Raw genomic sequence first — 21,125 nt, forward strand, 5'->3', positions numbered from 1 at the left:
ATTTCATTAGCTAAAGGAAAAACTTCCTCAGCCGCATATTGTAGAAAAATCCAGATAAAGCAATTAGAATCACGAGTTAAGTCAGCGAAAGATTGGGTAGCCTTTGCAATAAGTTATCGTCTTCATAGCTATTCGTTACCCGATTTCTTACCAATTAATACAACAATATCGATAAGAAGATGAACACCAGCTATACTAAAAGATTGTATTTTACCATAGAGTGAGCATCGGTGCAAAGAGCAAGACCAACACACAAAGTCGAGCAGCTGCTTCTTGGGGGGGGTAAACTAGACATTGCCTGATTATATCACATAAAATGTCCAGTTATGTCACCAATTGTCTAGATATTTACGGACTGTTAGTTAACCCCAATGTCCCCCGATCACTGACATACCAAAGACTCCCCAAAGCCGATTTTACCCCAGCTTGTACAGCCAACCCTGTAAAGCCTAACTCCGCCTCTTCATCCCCCAAAGCCGTGCGACAAGCACTTAATACCATCAATTCAACCGGGGGATTATTTAATCCCAAATCTCGGATTTGATCCAGGGGTAACTTTTGATGCCAAAACTGGATATAAGAATTTTCCGGCTTACCGGGCTTAAACTCACCGTGGGTAGCCAAATGAACAATACCAAAGGGTTGATTAGCCCGTGCTTGTTTAAGAATATCGGGAGTAAAACTAGAATTGAGGAAAGATCGACCCTGCCATAAATTATCTGCGATCGCGTCTAATTCCACAGGGACTGCCGGCAATGGGTTTTGGTCGGTAAATTCCGACGCACCCATTGCCAGAACTTGCAGATTTCTCACATCCACATAGCGGGTATCGGTAAGAGAAAGGGTAGGCATAAAACCAACACTATACCGTTCAACAATAAACCCCTGACCATCATGCAAAACCGCCATAGGTAAAGAACGCAATCCCCGATCCATAATAAATACCAGATTATCAATCTCTCGCTCCTCTAACCTTGCTTCCAACGGAAAAATTAACCACTGATACAATTGTTGTGCCGCCGGAAGATAGGGGCGAGGAATGCGAGTATCCGTCACAGCGCGGCGCAACTCCTGAATCGTCCTCAGAACCTTCTCCCTAGTCGCACCCGGTACCGGATAACGAATCATTTCCCCATCCCCCGTAACCAAAACCAACTCCAACCGATCATCATCTTGAGGCGCTTGATTAGCCAAAGCCATTACCTCCAAACCCCTACCCCCCTCTGCGCCCCTCTGCGCCAACCTCTGCGCCCCTCTGCGTTTCAATAAAAGCTCAGATTTTGTCCCATTCACCGAACCTTGATCCAAAACCCCCGTGGGCACAAAAACCGCATAAATTAGAGCCGGTTTAGCCCCCGTCGCTTGTTCAATTTGATTTAAACTCGCCCTAGCTTGAGCCAAAGTTGTCGGCGTAGTATCCTCTAGATTCAGATAATTTTCAAACCGTAAGGTAAACCGTTCCTCAATCGGCGCAATAGCATCAATTTCTAGGGATGGGATAACTTGAGAAACCGCAGATGGGGCAGAATCTTTCTCCTCTTCGTCTTGAACTTGGGTAAGATCAACCGGATTAATCGGTGGCTCTTTAAAACTCGGGGTTGTGTCGATCGGATTGCTTGGAGGTTCAATTGGAATAATCGGGGGTTCACTGGGAATAATTGGCGCATCAACACCAATAATCTGAATATTGCCGTCGATATAAGTAAACAAAAACGATTCAGAGGGAGAAATCGTAATATCACCACTGCTAATCGCTCCCACAGTACCATTAACACTAGCATCACCCACCTGAAAGGGAGTCTCTCCATTTCCACCATGGCGAATAATAATATCTCCTCCGCCTAAATTACCCGCCGTGGAAATACTCGCTTGTGTCCCCTGATTATCTGTAAAACTGCCAGTGACGCGGAAAAATCGACCCGCCGTACTATCAACCGTCCCACCCTTACCCCGATTACCCCCTTGAGCATTAATAGAGGTAACTTGAATATCGTTAATCGGGTCAAGAATAACATCACCCCCATCCTCAATTGTGCCACTGCTATTAATATCACCTGTGGTTATCGCCGTTAACGCAAGGATGGAAATATTTCCACCACTCGCGCCAGAACTATTGAGATTACCCGTCCTAATCGCCCCATCACTGCTCTCTACGGTAATCATTCCCCCTTGAGCATTACCGCCAGAACTTGAATCAATAACTCCGGTGTTAATTGTGTCAAAAGCCGTGAGTTCAATCGCTCCTCCATCACCTGTTTCATTACTGCTATCGAGGATTCCCGCACGAGTATCAATGGTGCTACGGGTACTGGTGAGAGTAATCCCACGACCTGGATTGATCATAGTACCTGTGGTAATACTTTGGTTAGCTTGTAAGGTTAGGGTAGCGTCATCGGCTCCAGTTATCGTACCACCTGTCGTATTAATAGAACCAGAACCAACAGGAGCTTGGAGTTTAATCGGATCATTAAATATGACATCACCCTGCAGGGTGATTGTCCCACTACCGTTATCTCGACCAATAATAATTTGCTCAAACCCATTTTGGAGAGTATTGAGTTCACTTTGATTAAGATTTAAACGGGTATCAGAAAGCGTACCCGCGATCGCGATATCCAAACTGGGGTTCAATGGTTGTAGTTGCAGCAGGTGATTCCCCTTAATTTCTGTCGTCCCCTCGAGATTAATTTCATCAGCCGTGAAAGTGACAGCACCACTACCTATTCCGGTTGGGTTAATCGAACTGCTATCGAGACGAATGCCGGCAGAATCATCAGCCGTGGTTCCCGAAAGCGCGATCGCACCGTTTCCGGTTGCTTCGATGAGAGTCCCATTAGACAGATAAATGCCATTATTATTACTGCCAATCCCTGTACCTGTACCCACGAGGTTAATATCTCCATCTACGGCATGGATACCCGAATTGGCATCAACGAGTAAAATCCCTGTATTATCGTCCTTCCCGGCGCCACCAACGCCTTCTAAGGTAATTTTCCCGGTTCCTGTGGATTCAATCAAGCTACTACCTGCGATCGCAATCCCTGCACTGGAATTTCCACCACTTCCGGCTGTACCATTGAGGATGATATTACCGCTACCTGTAGAACGGACAACAGCACTGAAAGTAGCCAGAATACCGTGAGCTGAATCGACCGTTCCATTATTTATACCGGTAATTGTAATATCACCATCAACGGAAGATATCCTCGTTCCTGCATCAGCAAGAGCCACCGACTCCCCCAAAAATCCATCACTACTGGTTCCCGTCAGAGTAATGGTTCCGAATCCAGTTGTCTCGACGACACTCCCATTATCAATCCCAATGCCGTAACCATCTCCTGGGCTTCCCGTACCGGTGAGGCTAATATTGCCACCTTCGGCATTAATACTACTACTGTCAAGATAGATTCCATTCCCTGTATCCGCCGTAGCGCTGGCGGTGAAATCGCCACCTCCAGTATTAATGGTGGCATTGATAAGATTTAGCGTACCGTTACTGCTCGATAGAATCAGGTTGCGATCGCGAGTGATTATATCCCCCGTGGTAATATCCTGATTAGCAAGCAGGGTAATCGAGGCATTCCCTTCTCCTGTGAGGGTGCCACCTGTGGTATCAATTGAACCAGAACCCACAGGCGATCGCAAGGTAACGGGGTAATTAAACGATACATCACCCGCTACTGTAATTAAACCACTACTGTCGCTTCGTCCAATCGCGATCGCGCTAAACCCATTTTGCAGCAAACTCAGTTCTGTCGCCGTCACCTCTAAAATACTGGTATTCCCACTATCACTCCCCCCGATTTGAATCGATTGCGTCGGAGTCAAGGGTTGAATAGTTAAACTACCTGTTCCTGAAACATTCCCAGCCAGATTAATTTCATCTCCGGTAAGGGTTAAACTGCCAGCCCCACCGTTAATATTACCACTGAAGCTATCATTGGTGTTAAAAACAACAGTGTCATCTAAGTTACCACCGGTGAGGTTAGAAACATTACTGAATATCACCGTACTATTAACTGTACCGCTATTACGACCCGTTATCGTCCAAGTATTCAGCGTATCAGTTCCCACTAGGGTACTATCAGCATTACCAATCACCTGTTCAATATTGGCAATCGTTGCCAAATTCAGAGTAACTGGGCTGACGTTCAACGAATAGTCAAGACTATCCGTGTCCAATCCACCGTTAATCGCGCCACTGATAGTCCCATTGTTACTGAAAACGAAAGTATCATCAGCCGTTCCACCGGTTAGGTTTTCAATTGAGGAGAATGCTAAACCATTGCCAAAACCGGATAGGTTTCCGCTATCTGCGCCGTTAATTGTCCACGTCGTATCTTGATCAGAACCAACTAATGTTGACCCCCCGGAAATAATCACTATATCCGGGAAAGGAGTTGTACCCTTATCGGTAACTGTATCAAAGAGAGTTAAAGTACCCGTACCATCAGCACGACCTATATTTATATTTAGAAAACCATCTTGCCAGCCAGCAATTTCCGTCGTGGTTAAATCTAGGGTGTCCTCTCCCCTGTCACTAACTGTGCCAATGGCAATATTTTGATCAGGCGTTGCTGGTTCAATAGTTAAGTTACCTGTGCTGCTCACTGATACAATACCATCCACTCCCCCGGTAAAGTCAATTTCATCGCCAATTAGGGTAATATCTCCCCCAGATTGAGAACCACTTGCATCAAGATCCCCGGCAATAATAGTACTACCAGCTTCAAGGGTAATATTTCCACCCGTACCACTCGTTGATGAAGCGTCAAGTAAACCACCATCGCTAAAACCACCAAGAGAAAAGAATGTACTCGTGTCGATAGTTCCACCAGCTTTAAGGTTAATATTGCCATTGGCAGCGATACCAGCCGTAATAATGTTACCTGTCGCTTCCAGGTTAATATTGCCACCCGAAATATCGCAGAAATCAACGCTACCACAGAGAGTGCTAGCCAACATATTGATATTCCCACCTGTACTGGTAATGGAAATATCTCCGCCGCCAATATTAACAAGTTCAATGTCACCATCAGCTACAAAAGTGATATTTCCCGCCTGATTATCACCCGATGAACTGACAGAACCTTGTGATGTCATATCAATTTTGCCACCACTGGTTACATTTATATTTCCACCATTGCCAAATTCAGTGCTGGCACTAAGATTCTTAACGAAAATATCGCCAGCCGCCTCCAGGGTAATATTACCCGCATCACTGGTATTAGTACCGTCAGTCGATATCGTACCTGTGGAGATAGAACCGCCGCTACTAATGATTTCAATATCACCCCCACGATCATTGGTTAATCTCTCACCCGTTTGAATATTAAAGGTACTGATATCACCCGTCGCCGATAAGATAATCGTGCCATCATTTGTATCGGTTGTCCTAATTTCCCCCACTGAAATACTACCGGGATTAGTCGTTGTTCCGGCGGAATCAAAAGGGGGTATTGCTGGCGGAAGATTGACGGGATTATCTAAGGAAGTTTTCCCCGCCTGTAGAATAACAGCAGCGGTACTGCTTAAAAGGGGAATATCTGGATCTGTACCCACCAGGGTTGTATCGGGTCCAGTAATTGTAATATCTCCACCCGTAATACTTCCTCTCGTCTCAACTTTCAGGGATACTCCTTGATAACCGCCAAATGTGACATCTCCATTCGAGCTGATAATTGGGTCAAACAGGCTGATATAATTTCCCGGTTTACCTGACAAATTGAGAACAGAGAAACGCCCACCACTGATAAAGTGAGCATCCCCAGAAATATTACCATCACTAACTAAACTCAGGTTTCCACCACTAACAAAGGGCGTTTGGGGATGATTAAGTGCCAAAATATCAATAGCATTATTCCCTTGAATATAAAGATTACCGCCAGCTTGCGCCAAAAAGGGATGCGTCACGCTGTCTCGCACGAACACTGTATTCCCCGCTAGCAAAGTTAAATCATTGGTTGCGTTGAGTTGGCTTTCTATCAAGGTTAAATTATGAATAGCTGATAGAATTACTGTCTGTGCCGTCACATTTTTAGATACGATATCACCGTTTTCTATAGGAAAATTAGTATTAGCTAGTTGTACCTCTCCTGCTGGGGTGACTTCAACCCCTGTCTCCAGATTTTCCCCTGTTCCTGTTAACAATTTGGCTAAATCCAAAGGTGTAAAGGATTGCAGCGATTCTTGCTCATCCCTGGGGAGTTCCACCTCTAAACTTAATAATTGACCTTCCTGAGAAATCCTGACCAAATTGGCACCAGATACCGCCGCCACAGTAATCTTTCCCCCTGGTGCTGTGAGTTTCCCCGTGTTAATTACAGAACCCCCCAGTAAGGTTAAACTCTGTCCCTGAGAAACTGTCAAATTCCCGGCATTAACAATACTTCCCCCTAAAGAACCATCAAAAGCAAATTGATTAGGATTACCCAGTAACTGTTGATAATTATTTTCGCCAAACCCATTAAACCAATGATGATCACTAAATCCAATACCCGTCGCCGTTGTTGCGATAAAATCTGCCGGGACATTTAAACTTGCATTTGCCCCAAAGACGATTCCGGCTGGATTGATTAAATATAAATTAGGACTTCCCCCAGTTATCTGAATCAAGCCATTAATCAGGGAGGGATGAGAGCCAATCACTCGTCCCAGGATATTTTCGAGGTTAGGATTTGCCAGAAAGTTAGCAATTTGACCCGCATCTAAGCCAAAGTCTTGGAAACTGTGAAATAGATTTGCGCCATCCCCTGACAAACTCCCCCCAGAAATAGCAAACTGATTCCCATTGGGGGTAATCACGGTTCCTGTGCCATCTGAGGCTGGGGTAATTGGTTCAGCTAGGGCAGGAGAATAAATAATGAGTGGGATAATAATGCCAAGAATCCCTTGGGTGATCGAAAGAATGGCAAAAAGCCAAGACCAGTGCAACCGAGCAGATTTCATGGCAGTACTTTTATCCCTGGAAGCTGATGGAATTGATTTTAACTCCAATGCGTGATTGATGCCTCTGGAGGCAATAAAACTATAGAAAATAATATCTTGAGACGCGATCGCACAACAACCCCACCCACCCCGATACCTGAGTTTGTCCCGGCGCTGTCTTCACTTTCAGCCCCACTCCGTCCGAGATAACGAAAACTTTTAAGATTAACGCTTACGTTTTAATATTCTAAAGTTCATCGGATGTCGAGCAGGCAGAAAACGCCACGGGTAAATCCTGATTTGACCTGGGTTTGGGGGTGTAGTATGATGTTTATCAATGCTGTATTGGGTGTTTTTTATAGCTAATTTTAACCAAACATCGCTTAAAACCCTTGAGCCGGCGTTCTTTTATTTCCCTAGCGTCGGAAAAAATTAAATAATACAAGCATGTTTCACACCCCAGTTTTCTGGACTCGAAACGAGGGGAGTTTGACAAAAAAGCCATTTAATGCATCTAACTTATAATCCAAAAAGTAGGGGTTGTAACCAAACCCCTACTATACCCGCCCCTACAGTCGCGACGATGCTAGTCCTGAAGGGTTTCTATAGTAACGGTTAATCCCTGCTCCTGAAGCAAATCCAGAATCTGTTGGGCATTTTCGCGGCTAGTAAATAATCCCACTTGCATCATCAACGTGCCATTGTAAGAAGTACGGAATGATCCAGGAATCAGCGATCGCACCAAGGTTTGTTGATCGTCAGTTTTGGCGGCAACTAATACCCGATAGCGCCCTCCCTGTAGGGTTTTTGGGGGCGGTTCCTGGGGAATAGCGGGTGGATTGTTGCTATGGAGTACGGGAACAGAATCCCGGCTGGGGAACTCTGGAGAATTAACCGTGACATCTCCTATTTCAGCTTCAGGTGTCAAGGCGGCTGGTGTGGACCTATCGGGTATCTCTGTCTCGGTTGGCGAGGGGACAGAAATATTGATGAGCTGGGGAACAGTTGCGGCTGTCGCTGGATTGGTAGGGTTCTCTTGAGACTGGAGACTAGAGGGAACCGGAAAAGACGCGGCGGAAATGGAATAGGTTGAGGGGGATAGGGCTGTTTGAGCCATGGCTGCGGGTTGAGTCTCGGTTAACTCTTTGGGATTCGCTACCGATAGAGTTGTTCCGTTTGAGGGGAATGTGGTGGGGAGTATTTCTAACTGGGAGATACTCCTATCGGGTTCAACGATGGGGGAAACCTGTTCAGGAGTTAGGGAAGGATTCGCCCTGGTTACAACGGGTTGAGATACCGATTCCGTTTCGGCAATACTGGGAGTCGTGGGGGATTCAGCTGGGGTTGAGGGAAGGTTGCGACTCAATTCCCAGCTAGGGTTATCCCGATCAATAAACACATTTTCCCGCACATCTGCCTGTAATGTCCCCGCCACGAGAATACCCTCGCCACCATTGTTATAAAAGTAATTGCTGCGAATGGTTGGCGCACTATTTCCCTTCACCACAATTGCGGCGCTGGTATTTTCTGTAAACGTATTATCCACCACCATCGGTGAACTCGATTCAATCCATAACCCATACCCTTGAGGATTGGGATTAGTAATCGTCACCCCGGTTACCGTAGCGGGGTTGGCTGCCAGAATAGTAATATTCTGCTGGGATGGGGTGGAACTCTCAAATAAACCTCCCCCTTGGATAATAATATTCTCCCCTCTAGTTCGGGGATTCCCTTGCAACGTGACGCCGGGGGGCAAAATCAAGGGAAAGGTTTCGTCGGTTTGGACACTATAGATACCGGGCGCTAATCTAATCACCGTATCCGGTTGAGCCACTTGTAAAGCTTTGGCAATGGTTTTGAACGGGGAATCCATATTACCATTACCATTAATATCATCCCCAGTCATGGGGTTGACCAACAACAGTGGGGTGTCTTGCTGATTCTGGGCAACAAGTCCCTGGGGAATCAAGGTTAACTGTGCCACAGCTTGGGGCAAACCCAGAGGAGTCAGGGTGATGCAGCCGAGAGAAACCACAGCAAGCACACCGAACCCACACCGGACTAAGTGTGGGTGGCGAAACTGTTGAATTGGGTAGGGCTTAATCATTTCCGGCGCTGTGAATCTCAACCTCATGTTTTGAGTTTACTGTACTTAGTTGCATTAGAATAACGAATCAACAACAGTTCTACAATATGGAAAATTTCCAACACTTATGAACCACATCATACTCGGTCAAGAATTAAAAGCCGTCACCCTGTTAGGATAAGAAATAACGTGGAGCAGTTGGCGATGAGCGGGTACAACGGTTGGATGGGTCAAGAACCAGCAGTTTGCCGGATTTTAGATGCGAATTTAGACCGAGCCAGAGAAGGCTTACGGATTATCGAAGAGTGGTGTCGCTTTGGTCTAAATAGCGTGCAGATGGCAAGTGAATGCAAGCAGATGCGCCAAGAACTTGCCCGTTGGCATAGTCGAGAGATTCGTGCCGAACGGGATACCCCTGGTGATCTAGGGACGGAACTGTCTCATCCCCAGGAAGAACAACGTGCCAATATCCAACAAGTTTTGCAAGCCAACCTCTGTCGGGTTCAGGAAGCCTTACGGGTACTAGAGGAATATGGTAAACTGTATAGTCCCGGTATGGGAGCCGCTTGCAAACAAATGCGCTATCGGGTCTATACCCTAGAGAGTCAGTTGCTCATCTACCACCGCTATCAACTGCTGAATCGATCGCAGCTTTATTTAGTCACCTTACCCTCAGACCAACTCTTACCCACGGTAGAAGCGGCGCTACAAGGGGGAGTGACGTTAGTTCAGTATCGGGAAAAGGGGGCTGAAGATTTGGTCAGACTCGCTCAAGCCCAGAAACTGCGCCAGATGTGCAACCATTACGGGGCATTATTTATTATGAACGATCGCGTGGATTTGGCTCTGGCGATTGATGCCGATGGCGTTCATTTAGGACAGCAAGATATGCCCATTGCTGTAGCGAGAAAACTCCTCGGTCCCCATCGGATTATTGGTCGCTCTACCACAAATTCGGAGGAAATGCAACGGGCAATTACAGAAGGCGCCGATTACATTGGCGTAGGACCTGTATATGAAACCCCCACCAAAGTCGGCAAAGCGGCGGCGGGTTTAGACTATGTGCAGTACGCGGCACAAAAGTCATCAATTCCCTGGTTTGCCATCGGTGGCATTGATCCGAATAATATTCATGAGGTCTTAGGAGCGGGAGCAAAAAGAGTCGCGATCGTGCGGGCGATCATGCAAGCGGAACAACCAACATTGGTTACCCAGTATTTCCTCTCTCAACTTACCAAAGAACAAAACCTGCGTCGTATTGAAGCGGGTACTCCTCAATTATGACCAACACTCGCGATCAAATTACTCTACAAGTGAATGGTGAATCCCGTACCTGTGCGGCTGACACCAAATTACCTCAGCTTTTGGCACAGCTTGACCTAAATCCGCGCTTAGTGGCGGTTGAGTACAATGGTGAGATTCTCCACCGCCAGTTTTGGTCAACGACTCAGATTAAGGAAGGGGATCAGCTAGAAGTGGTGACGATTGTCGGTGGTGGGTAGGGGAGCAGGGGGAGCAGGGGGAGCATGTAGAGACGCGCCATGGCGCGTCTGGGAGCAGGGGGAGCAGGCTACGTCTGGAACTCCCCCCTGTTCCCTGTTCCCTGACGAATCGGTAATCTCGACTCTTAGGATGTTTTAGCTAATGAAAGAGAACGATACAGTGGAAGTGTAGTCAGTCATACCCACCCAGCTTGAGGTGATTCGTCTTGCTTAGTTTAGATTCAGGAGTGGAAAGAGACTGCAGATGGCTAATGTAAGCAGTTGGAAACTCACCTCAGTTGGGATAGTCTTAATTAACCTATGCGTAACCATCCTTTTTCAAAGCTCAAACCCCTTTTAAAGTCTCTGCTCGTTTTTGGTCTCATTTTTACCTTAGTCCTGGGAAATGCCAGTGACGCCTTAGCTGCTCGCAGTGGTGGTAGAATTGGTGGCGGTTCCTTCCGCGCTCCCAGTCGTACCTATTCTCGCCCTGGTGGGGGATATCGCGCTCCCGGTGGCGGTTATGGATATGGTGGGGGAGGAATTGGTTTTCCCTTCCTCTTACCCTTCTTCGGCTTCGGTGGTATGGGTAGTCTGTTTGGGATTCTGATCTTCTTTGCGATCGCGAATTTCTTGGTACAGTCTTTCCGTCGTCTGGGTGAAGGGGGCGGAAATGATATCCCTAATACAATCAATCCCAAGGTTTCCGTGGGACGCTTGCAAGTGGGTTTACTTGCCAGTGCGCGTAATCTGCAGCAGGAACTTGACGAGTTAGCTCAACAAGCTGATACCGATTCACCTCAAGGACGAGCGCAAGTGCTGCAAGAGTCTACTTTAGCCTTACTACGCCATCCTGAATACTGGGTGTATGGTGCAGCGCAATCCCAACAAATTGCTTTAGACGCCGCCGAAGCCCGGTTTAATCAGCTCTCTTTAGCAGAACGCAGTAAATTTGCCGAAGAAACCTTATCTAATTATGAGGGTCAACTGCGCCAAGGGACTGCCAAAGCGGTTGAAGGGAATGGAGCCTTGGTTGAATCTCAAGCTCCCGGTGAATACATTATCGTCACCCTTTTAGCCGGCGTACAAGGGAAGCTGGAATTACCCACCATCAATAGTTCTGATGACTTGCGTCAAGCCTTGCGTCAGATAGGTGGTGTATCGAGCGAGCGCTTATTGGCAATTGAAGTCCTCTGGACACCCCAAGCCGAAGGCGATACATTAACCTCAGATGATGTATTAGCGGAATATCCTGATCTGAAGCTGGTTTAACTCCCCCGCGATCGCACGCCAAAGATGTAGGCGCGGGTTTAGGGGAAGATGTAGGGGCGGGTTTAGGGATTCAATGAGTAAACCAACCTCACGCTCAACAACGAAACCCGCCCTAATCTCAACCGCTAAATTTGACCAATGATAAACTTATCACGCAAACCATTCGTCTCAGGGCGGTGATAAAACTTGGACAGCCGAGTTCGATAAAACCAAGTCAACTAACTGGTCAATCAAACGGTCTTGTTCTATTGACAAAATTGACTTTCCTTGCATAACTTCTTGAAAAAGTATAAAGGAAGACATAGAACTCAAAAAAATATAAGCAGTCAACTCCGGATCACGAATTTGCCAGTCCGGATGGGACTCAAAATACTGCTTCAGACTATGACTTTCTTCCCCAATAACTCGGCGGATAAACAATTGTGCCAAGTGAGGAAAATGACCCGACTCAGCAATCAATAAACGTAGAAACGCCCCGTACTCTGGATTATTCATTTTCAATAGAAATGCCTCTGCCAGTCTGCGTAACCCTGTTGCTGGCTCATCGGACAGTTCAGACTGGAACTCTGGCTGAAACTGCTCATCAATGAACTGTTCCACCAATTCGATAAACAATCCTTCTTTGGAGTGAAAATGATTGTAAATGGTATGCTTAGATACGTCTGCTTCGGCGGCGATCTGATCCATACTTGTTTCCCTGTAGCCATGCTGGATAAAAAGTTGCATAGCGGCTTGGGCAATTTGCTCGCGTTTAGATGGTTTCATACATAATTATGGAATGGTTTATTTGCTCCTCAGTTGCATTTCGCAGTCCAAAAGTCCCCTCCTAAAGGTAGAAGGAGGGATCAGGTTTGTCATTTAGGACTGAGTAATAGTTCAACTGATCATCGAGGATGCAAAGTTTCCTCATCCCCGATTTCCAATCATCTTTGAAAGCAGTAACAAATGGACAGGGTAAAGGAGCAAGATGGAAAGGAAGCCTGTTTTACCTTCACCCTTTGCCCAAAAAATTTTAACAGTTACTACTAAACGGGCAACCTGGTATGAGAGACTGGAATCATGACACCCTTTACTAATATAGTATGCGAAAATTCGATGTTGTCGTAGTTGGCGCAGGTCCAGCCGGGGGACAATGTGCTAGGTGGTTAGCTAAATCCGGTTATCAGGTTTTGTTGGTCGAGCAGCATGAAACCTTTGAAAAAAATGATTTCTCCAGTGCGGCTACGCCATTAGAAACCTTAGAAAAATTTGACTTGCCTGAGGATGTTGTCGGTAGTTTTTGGCAGAATCTGGTGATTGTTACCACTAATTTAACCCGAAATTGGGATTCTCCGCAAACCTTAGGGGCTGTCTTAAATTTCGCCAAGTTGAGAAAATTCCTGGCTGATGAGGTTAAATCTTGTGGCGGTGAAGTTTGGCTGGGATATCGATATATAAAATATGCCCAAAAACAGGGCGAGACGTTGGTTGAACTGAAGCCGCGAGGGGGTGAACCCATTACTGTCTCCACCCAGGTGCTGGTGGATGCGACAGGACCGGCTAGAGCACTCATGTATAGGAAAGAAAGCGAGAAACCTGCGTTCCTAAAGCCGTCTGGGATTGAATATTTAATTGAAGTCTCAGACAATGATTATGAGAAATATACTAATTCCCTCTGGTTTTTCTTGGGGCATAAATGGATGCCAAAAGGCTATTCTTGGATATTTCCGATGGAGAAGCCTCGGTTAAAGGTGGGGGCGGCATCCTATCGATTAGACCACAAAATTATTAAGCAAACGGAATCAATTCGATATTATATTGATTTACTGATTCACGAGTATATACAAGCCAAAGACTATAAAATTATCGATATGCATGGGTCAACCCTACATTATTCCAGTGGACTTCAGGATATTTACTATCGCGATAATATTATTGCCATTGGAGATGCTGTATCAATGGTAAACCTTTTGGGCGGTGAAGGCATTCGCCATGCCATGGATTGTGCCGAAATAGCTGGTAAGCATATTCAGAAGTATTTAAAGGGTGAATCAGCCAGTTTCCAGGATTATCAAAAAGAAATATATCAGAAATTTTCCCGGAGCTGGAATCTGTCAGAAAAGATTGGCATGAAGCGCTATTTAATTGAAAGCGACCAAAAAATTGATGAAGGTGTATCTTATCTGGCGCCTCTAGAGACTCAAGAGATGATGGATATCCTGTTTTACTATAAATTTGAGAAACTCTCTAAGAGTTTAATCGTTTACCTGATGCGAAAAATTAGATCATGGTGGAAAGCTAAAGGGCAAGGACAAATGACAAATGACAAATGACAAAAGACCAAAGCAGGTTAAATTATACTCGTACCTCAGATAGGGCTTCTTTGTGGTAAAATAACAATATCTTCTATGACGGGCGACTAAAAAGGGAGAAAACGATGAGATTTATCAACCCTAAAGTCGATTATGCCTTTAAAAAAATATTTGGTTCTGAGCAGAGCAAAGAGATATTAATCAGCTTTCTCAATGCGATAATTTATGGGGGCGAAAAAGTAATTCAATCCTTAACCATTGTCAACCCCTACAATCCCGGTCAAGTCCTCAGCTTAAAAGATACCTATTTAGATGTAAAAGCGGTTTTAGCCGATGGCTCGATTGTCATCATTGAAATGCAAATCGCATCAATGACTGCATTTAACAAACGAGTCGCTTACAACCTAGCCAAAGCTTATAGCAACCAGTTGGTCAAAGGAGAAAACTACCCACTGCTGAATCCAACGATCGCGGTGACAATTACTGACTTTATCCTGTTTAAAGAGACAGAAGATGTAATCAACAAATTTGTGTTTAAAGAAGAAATTAAAAACTTTGAATGTATGAGCGGTGAATGGCGACTAATATTTGTCGAATTACCGAAATTAAAAAAGACTTTATGCCAGTTGACAAGTTTGACAGATAAGTGGATTTATTTTCTGAAAGAAGCTGCAATGTTGGAAGATATCCCCGATACGTTAGGAGAAGTTTCAGAGATAGAACTCGCCTTAAATATAGCCAATCAAGCGAACATGACAGTAGAAGAATTTGAAGTGATAGATAGGCGAGGAATGATGATCCAAGATGAAAAAGGGCGGCTAAATTATGCCAAAGAAGAAGGAAAAGAAGAAGGGCGACTAACTGAAGCGATCGCCCTAGTGATGCGTTTACTGAAAAAGCGTTTTGGCGAAATTCCGGCAGCAGTAAGCACCCAAGTTGAAGACTTGTCTTTGTCAGAGTTGGAAACTTTAACAGAAGATATTTTTGATTTCAACAGTCTGGAAGACTTGTCAAGTTGGCTGGCTTATTAATGAAAGCGAGTAGGACAAAGGACAAATGACCAATGACCAAAGCAGGTTAAACTATAGTCAGTTTTCCACATTAGCCCTTAGTAACCATGCCCAACAATCCGGTGTATCCCATCGTTTGGCGCGACGATCGCGTGCTACTGATTGACCAAACCCGTTTACCCCAAAACTATGCCGTCGTTGAAATTAAGTGCTGTGAGGATATGGCACGGGCAATTAGAACCATGATAGTCCGAGGGGCGCCGGCGATTGGTGTGGCGGCGGCTTACGGGATGTACTTGGGGGCGCGAGACATTAAAACAGACGATCGCGAGACGTTTTTAACTGAACTCGAAGAGGTTGCCAAACTCCTGCGTCAAACTCGCCCAACAGCGGTGAATCTATTTTGGGCGATCGCGCGGATGTTGAAAACTGCCCATGAAACCCTTGGTTCAGTGGATCACTTAAAAACGGCATTGCTGGAAACCGCCCAAGGGATTCAGGTAGAAGATTTACAGATCTGTAACGCGATCGGGGATAATGGGTTGGCAGCGATGCCCGCGACTCCAGAAAAATTATGTATTCTTACCTATTGTAATGCGGGTTCCCTAGCCACAGCCGGCTACGGTACCGCCTTGGGGGTGGTGCGTTCAACCTGGCGCGAGAAGCGGTTAGCCAGAATCTATGCTTGTGAAACTCGTCCCCGGTTGCAAGGGGCAAAACTGACGGCTTGGGAATGTGTGCAAGAGGGAATCCCGGTAACGTTGATTACCGATAATATGGCAGCCCATTGTATGAATCGGGGATTGATTGATGCAGTGGTGGTGGGTGCAGACAGAATTGCCGCCAATGGGGATACGGCGAATAAAATTGGCACCTATAGTGTGGCATTACTCGCCAAAGCCCATAATATTCCTTTCTTTGTCGCCGCCCCCCTATCTACGGTTGATTTCGAGTTACCCACAGGGGATTTAATTCCGATTGAAGAACGCCATCCCTCGGAAATTTATCAAGTTGGTGAGACGGTGATTTGTCCCACGGGTGTGGAGTTTTATAATCCGGCGTTTGATGTCACGCCAGCGAAGTTAATTTCAGCCATTATTACCGAAAAAGGAGCGATGCGTCCAGAGGAGTTGCAGCAGTTTCGCCTGAAGCAGTTGGCTTAATCGTTGGCTTGACAGCTTACCCTACCTAAAATTACCTTGTTTGCCAGAAAAAGCCATGAATGTCTCCCTTTTAGACAAGCAACCCAAACCACCCCTAGCCGAAAAACTGGTGACTTTGCACGATATTACCTGGGAACAGTTCAAGGCTATCGAAACCCAATTGCAGAATAATCAAGGTGTCAGACTGACTTACTTAGCCGGGGTAATGGAAATCATGTCTCCGATTGGGGCATTTCATGAGAATATAAAAAGCACTTTTAGCTTGCTGTTAGAAGCTTACATGAGAGAAAAGGGCATCCGATTTTACAGGCGTGGTGGATTTACGCTGGAATCGCCTGGATATGCCTCCGGTACACCTGATGAATCTTATTGCATTGGTAGCAATAAGGAAACGCCTGATATCGTTATCGAAATTATTGTTACCAGTGCAACTATCGACAGACGGGATTTGTATAAACCCAGAAGAGTCCCTGAAGTCTGGTTTTGGAAATCTGATCAGATGAGAATATTCTCTCTGGGCGCTTCTGGGGAGTACGAAGAGGTGAATCGTAGTCAATTTTTCCCCGATTTGGATAAGGCGCTGTTGTTGCGCTACATTGCGTATCCTGATCAGTACGATGCGGTGAACGAATTTATTCAAGCAATCCGTACTCGTTAAAGTGGCAACATACGAAAAACCTCAGCGCTTTCTGTGAAAGGCTGAGGACAAGTATCAGGGTGTATGCTTTTCTCCTTCAGGCAGAGTTTTTTGGTTGATGACTGCATCTGGAGTCTTGCTACTTTTATAATGACTCATAAGCTAGACGATCTTCTAGATCAGTTCTGACGCAGTTTTATTCTGATCTGAAACTGATCTTGACAAAATAGCTATTCGTCATTCGTTCTACTTGCTCCCTTGAGAAGCACGCTACATCCTTTGTCTCAAATCTAAACGACCAGAGGGCGGGTTTTGTTGATAAGTTATCGGTATACCCGTCAATTAAACGGCTAAACCCGCCCCTACAATAGGATATGATGTTTGCTCTTCTACCTTCAATTACACTGGGGAACGGGGGTAAAATCTTCCTGGCTGGGGGCAAAATTAATGGTTCCTGTATTATTTTGAGGGAGATTATCGAGATTAACGACCTTGAATGTGCCATCATTGCGCTGAAGCTGGAACTCTGTCGTGCTAGTATTCTCAGTTAGGGCTAGGCAGAACGTGCGATCGCTATTGAGTACGGCATTAAATCCTGGGATAGCATTTTTGTCCAAAATTGTCAACTCAAAATCAGCAATCGTTTGAGCATTGCCATTCGTTTGCAAAAAGATACCTTGACCAACATTATCGGTAATCGTAGTATTATTGATCCGATAATCCTGCACCGCGACAGCATTTCCCTGGACAAAAATACCCTGACCCCCATCAGTTCCACTGGTAGGAATTGTACCCCTAATTGTACTGGTTTCAATGTCAAACTCTTGTCTGCTATTATTATTCGCGGATACAAAAATTCCCTGCCCAGTGCTATTACTAATCTGAACATTGCTAATCTGAAACCGTTGCTGAGATTGCTGTTCTAGATTCTCTTCATCCCCATTCGCCGCGACAAAAATACCTTGACCCTGACTATCACTAATTTGGACATTATCAATCGTGAAGTCTTGTTGAGCGATACTATTAGCTTGGACAAAAACAGCTTGACCCCCACTGTCTAGAGCATTCAATTTTGTGCCATCAATTGTACTATCTTTAATCTCAAAGTTTTGAGAGCCATTATTATTAGCACTCATAAAAATACCCTGACCTGTACTATCAGTAATCTGGGCATCTGTGATACCAAACTCTTGGCGCGACTGGACACTGAGGTCGTTTGCATCCCCATTCGTGGCAACAAAAATACCCTGTCCAGCATTATTGGTTATCGTGGGACTATTAATCTGGAACTCCTGGACTGCCAAACGGTTACCTTGCACAAAAATCCCCTGTCCGCCTTCGCCTTGGGCATCGAGTCCAACATTCCTAATCGTGCTGCTGTCGAGATTAAAGACTTGTTCACTGTTATTGTTCGCGGCAATAAAAATACCCTGACCCACGGTATCACTAACTTGAGTGTTATTGAGTTGAAACTCCTGTATTGATTGGGCAGTTAAGTCCTTTTCATCGCCATTAGTAGCAATTAAAATACCTTGTCCAGCGCTATTGGTAACTGTGGTACTGTTGAGGGTAAAGTCTTGAACCGCGACGCGATTTCCCTGAATAAAGACACCTTGACCGCCATCCCCATTACTGTCGAGGCGAGTCTGGTTAATTGTACTGGCATCAATATTAAAGGTTTGTTGACTGTTATTATTAGCCGCAATAAAAATCCCCTGTCCTGTACTTTCGCTAACGATGGCATTGCTGAGGTTTAAATCTTGGACAGATTGCTGGGTTAGGTCATCTCCATTTCCATTTGCCGCGATAAAGATGCCTTGACCTGCACTTTCCGTAACCGTTAAGGTATCTAGGGTTAAGATTTGCTGGGCGCTGGCATTGGCTTGCAGAAAAAGACCTTGACCCCCATCCCCATTTGCATCAAGGACGGTGTTACTAATGCTTGTGTTAAAAACGTCAAAAGTTTGGCGACTATTATTATTAGCAGCCAGATAAAATCCTTGACCAACACTATTACTAATTTGATTATTGGTTGCGGTTAATTGCTGTTGCACCTCGCCGGAGGCTTGAATAAAAACACCTTGAGCGCCACTATCACGAATTTGGTTACTATCGAGGGTGAGTTCTTGTTGAGTGGTTTCCGAAGCTTGAATAAAAATGCCCTGCTGACCCGTGTTTGTGATAACATTACGGGCGATAGCACTGGTTCCGGTGACATCAATGAGACTAATCCCTTGTCCTGTGGCGTTAGCGATGCGGTTATCTTGAATCGTCACATTCTCAATATTCGCGCCTTGGATACCATTGCCGGTGACATTCGCGATCGCAAACCCAGTCAGGGTGGTATTATTTCCTAGGGTCACCGTTCCCATAACCGTGGGAAACTGACCGTTTCCAGATAAAGGTAACTGCACCGTACCCAGTTGCTGAGTATCAATCCGTTGGACTGAACCTGCTGAGAGTACCACTACCCCATCAGCTAGCTGAAAAGCCTCCATCTCGGAAGTTGTACCCACCTGTACATAGACAATCTCATTAGTCCCAGCCACACTCAATGCATTCTGCACTGTACCAAAGGGCGTTTCAAACGTACCATTTCCCGTACTCATCCCCAAGGTGACATGCTGAAACTGCCAAGGTTGACCGGTTTTGGGGTTTATCGCCGCGACTTGTCCATTTTCCGTTTGTTCATCAACAATAATAGTTGCAATACGTCCCACCGATTCTCCCATACGCGCCAAAGCGCTGGCGGGTTCAACCCCACGGGGGCGGGTTCCGGGGAAGGTTGCGCCTAAACTAAGGACAATCCGAGTGTCAAAAATTTGGTCAGTTTGCACCGATAAGCCCAGATTCAGATAATCCGTGGGATGTGCTTCCAAGCGCCCTCGAATCCCAATGGTATTATCGGTTCCCTCCCCACCGTAATAATAAACCCCCGCATATCCCCGTAAATCTCCTTCCCCCAGTTGCAACAACCGTCCCCCCGCTTCAATATCAAATCCAGCCATCGCCGCTTCAAAGTGCTGGCGATGATTGATGAGTAAATTATTCTGCCCAAATCCGCGCAGGGAGAACGACTCATCCACCTTTTGGCGGCGTTCACCGACTGGCAAATAAGCATTCACTCGCAAATCCCAATCCTCTCCTAGTCGTTCAAACCCCGCACCAATTTGGTGAAAGATGCTGTTTCCTGTATCACGGGTATCGTAGGAAAGGTAGCCTCCCAGAATCCGGTTTTGAGAGGAATTGTAGAACCGTTGTCCGAGGAGGATAGTTCCGCCCATCGTGGAGTCGGTTAACAGGCGTAATTGTCCCTCTAGAAATGTTAGGGTAATTCCGGGATTCTGAGTAATCGGAACAAAGCCTTCCAGACTAAAAAATGGGTCTTGATAGCCTGCGCCTTCCGTGGTAAACTTACCGCCTATACGGGGTAAAACTCTCAAATCTGTGGCAGTTCCCTGAGTTGGTAAACGTGGCGCATCGATTTCAGACTCAGGCATTTGGGCGATGACAGGGGACGTTAACCCTCCAGAAAATAGTAATCCAACACAGAGGGCTTGAGCGGAGATTTTCATTAATTAGAGGGTGATTACAATCGTCACCCCCTTTTACAGGTATTGGTTTTGAGAATCCGGTAAAGGGGATTCTGGTTTGAAGTTCTGTTAAGTTACATTGCTAAAAAAAAATCCCCTTTCGGGGATTCGTCCAAGGGTGGGAAAAAGATTTCATCTATGTTTTTATTATGGATGCAATTTGCCGGAGTTGTGTGTAGCTGCGATGAAGTTTATATAATAAATCGATAAAGTTTCTGTAAAGTTAGGTCATGCCTCCTTTGTTTGTTGTTATTGCTCCCAAAACCCTATCCCTTTTGATTGATCAAAATGGTACCATCTTGAAATGGAAAATCCCGTTCTCGACCCACTGAGAACGGGATAAGGAGTGAGATACACTAATTGCAACTTGGGAGTAAGCGATGTATATCGTCTTAACTAGAGCATAACTGCTCCACAGAGGCTTTTGGGATAAGCGTTGATGAAGAATGGCTGGATTTATGTGAAAATTCTGTGAATCATCTATGATAGCGCCCACCGGGAAGAATCAAGGAACAGATGTTGGACGAGTGACAGTGAGAGCCGGTCGGGTCTTTGACTTGACTACAGTTAAAGGAAAACTGCAAAGCATCAACTGGAAGTATTTCGAGCTAATCTGGAAAGCTGACGGTTACACTTATGTCCACAAAGGAAAGAAATGTCCATTG

The 21,125-nt window shown here is 45.6% G+C and carries 12 protein-coding genes and 1 pseudogene; 9 read left to right on the forward strand and 4 right to left on the reverse strand.

The genetic code is table 11. The annotated features are described in order from the left end of the window. Positions 1-183: hypothetical protein (locus RIM23_RS05235; protein ID WP_446365076.1), on the forward strand; the 183-nt coding region annotated here is incomplete at its 5' end. A 165-nt stretch (positions 184-348) separates the two neighbouring features. Here the strand turns inward: RIM23_RS05235 and RIM23_RS05240 are convergent. Then, complete coding sequence (locus tag RIM23_RS05240; protein ID WP_446365078.1) at positions 349-6,948, reverse strand: CHAT domain-containing protein; 6,600 nt, start codon at positions 6,946-6,948, stop codon at positions 349-351. Between the two features lie 565 nt (positions 6,949-7,513). Next, positions 7,514-9,034: a DUF1565 domain-containing protein gene (locus tag RIM23_RS05245; RefSeq protein WP_446365080.1), complete on the reverse strand. Its 1,521-nt coding sequence runs from the start codon at positions 9,032-9,034 to the stop codon at positions 7,514-7,516. Between the two features lie 183 nt (positions 9,035-9,217). Between RIM23_RS05245 and RIM23_RS05250 the strand changes: the two genes are divergently transcribed. The 3 genes from RIM23_RS05250 to RIM23_RS05260 all read left to right on the forward strand — a co-directional run bounded on the left by RIM23_RS05250 (position 9,218) and on the right by RIM23_RS05260 (position 11,766). Beyond that, positions 9,218-10,297 (forward strand): thiamine phosphate synthase, encoded by a 1,080-nt coding sequence (locus RIM23_RS05250; protein ID WP_446365082.1) that lies wholly within the window; start codon positions 9,218-9,220, stop codon positions 10,295-10,297. Then, on the forward strand, positions 10,294-10,515 hold the full coding sequence (thiS, locus tag RIM23_RS05255) for a sulfur carrier protein ThiS (RefSeq protein WP_446365084.1): 222 nt from the start codon (positions 10,294-10,296) through the stop codon (positions 10,513-10,515). The genes RIM23_RS05250 and thiS overlap by 4 nt, the downstream gene beginning before the upstream one ends. 300 nt (positions 10,516-10,815) lie before the next feature. Beyond that, on the forward strand, positions 10,816-11,766 hold the full coding sequence (locus tag RIM23_RS05260; RefSeq protein ID WP_446365086.1) for a DUF1517 domain-containing protein: 951 nt from the start codon (positions 10,816-10,818) through the stop codon (positions 11,764-11,766). A 168-nt stretch (positions 11,767-11,934) separates the two neighbouring features. Here RIM23_RS05260 and RIM23_RS05265 read toward each other — a convergent pair whose 3' ends face one another. After that, the gene (locus RIM23_RS05265; protein WP_446365088.1) at positions 11,935-12,531 is read right to left on the reverse strand and encodes a TetR/AcrR family transcriptional regulator; all 597 of its coding nucleotides are present in this window, start codon (positions 12,529-12,531) and stop codon (positions 11,935-11,937) included. Positions 12,532-12,848: 317 nt separating this feature from the next. Between RIM23_RS05265 and RIM23_RS05270 the strand changes: the two genes are divergently transcribed. From RIM23_RS05270 to RIM23_RS05285, 4 genes are all read left to right on the forward strand, one after another. Then, positions 12,849-14,078, forward strand: a complete 1,230-nt coding sequence (locus RIM23_RS05270) for an NAD(P)/FAD-dependent oxidoreductase (RefSeq protein WP_446365090.1) — start codon at positions 12,849-12,851, stop codon at positions 14,076-14,078. A gap of 104 nt (positions 14,079-14,182) precedes the next feature. Continuing rightward, positions 14,183-15,088, forward strand: coding sequence for an Rpn family recombination-promoting nuclease/putative transposase (locus tag RIM23_RS05275; RefSeq protein WP_446365092.1), 906 nt, complete (start codon positions 14,183-14,185; stop codon positions 15,086-15,088). A gap of 131 nt (positions 15,089-15,219) precedes the next feature. Then, complete coding sequence (mtnA, locus tag RIM23_RS05280; protein WP_446365098.1) at positions 15,220-16,230, forward strand: S-methyl-5-thioribose-1-phosphate isomerase; 1,011 nt, start codon at positions 15,220-15,222, stop codon at positions 16,228-16,230. Positions 16,231-16,285: 55 nt separating this feature from the next. Continuing rightward, positions 16,286-16,888, forward strand: a complete 603-nt coding sequence (locus RIM23_RS05285; RefSeq protein ID WP_446365094.1) for a Uma2 family endonuclease — start codon at positions 16,286-16,288, stop codon at positions 16,886-16,888. A 374-nt stretch (positions 16,889-17,262) separates the two neighbouring features. Here the strand turns inward: RIM23_RS05285 and RIM23_RS05290 are convergent, their stop codons facing one another. Next, positions 17,263-20,442 carry a beta strand repeat-containing protein gene (locus RIM23_RS05290; protein ID WP_446365096.1) on the reverse strand — a complete coding sequence of 1,060 codons (3,180 nt, stop codon included), beginning with the start codon at positions 20,440-20,442 and terminating at the stop codon, positions 17,263-17,265. A 500-nt stretch (positions 20,443-20,942) separates the two neighbouring features. On the opposite strand from RIM23_RS05290, the pseudogene RIM23_RS05295 reads away from it, so the two are divergent. Next, positions 20,943-21,125, forward strand: a pseudogene (locus RIM23_RS05295) (RNA-guided endonuclease IscB); the annotation flags it as partial.

The organism is Coleofasciculus sp. G3-WIS-01 (assembly GCF_040223135.1).
GTDB lineage: Bacteria > Cyanobacteriota > Cyanobacteriia > Cyanobacteriales > Coleofasciculaceae > Coleofasciculus.

Coding starts and splice junctions, on each gene's coding strand:
- thiS (WP_446365084.1), top strand. CDS start 10,294: ATGACCAACACTCGCGATCAAATTACTCTACAAGTGAATGGTGAATCC.
- RIM23_RS05245 (WP_446365080.1), bottom strand. CDS start 9,034: ATGATTAAGCCCTACCCAATTCAACAGTTTCGCCACCCACACTTAGTC.
- RIM23_RS05240 (WP_446365078.1), bottom strand. CDS start 6,948: ATGAAATCTGCTCGGTTGCACTGGTCTTGGCTTTTTGCCATTCTTTCG.
- RIM23_RS05260 (WP_446365086.1), top strand. CDS start 10,816: ATGCGTAACCATCCTTTTTCAAAGCTCAAACCCCTTTTAAAGTCTCTG.
- RIM23_RS05265 (WP_446365088.1), bottom strand. CDS start 12,531: ATGAAACCATCTAAACGCGAGCAAATTGCCCAAGCCGCTATGCAACTT.
- RIM23_RS05275 (WP_446365092.1), top strand. CDS start 14,183: ATGAGATTTATCAACCCTAAAGTCGATTATGCCTTTAAAAAAATATTT.
- RIM23_RS05290 (WP_446365096.1), bottom strand. CDS start 20,442: ATGAAAATCTCCGCTCAAGCCCTCTGTGTTGGATTACTATTTTCTGGA.
- RIM23_RS05270 (WP_446365090.1), top strand. CDS start 12,849: ATGCGAAAATTCGATGTTGTCGTAGTTGGCGCAGGTCCAGCCGGGGGA.
- RIM23_RS05250 (WP_446365082.1), top strand. CDS start 9,218: ATGAGCGGGTACAACGGTTGGATGGGTCAAGAACCAGCAGTTTGCCGG.
- RIM23_RS05285 (WP_446365094.1), top strand. CDS start 16,286: ATGAATGTCTCCCTTTTAGACAAGCAACCCAAACCACCCCTAGCCGAA.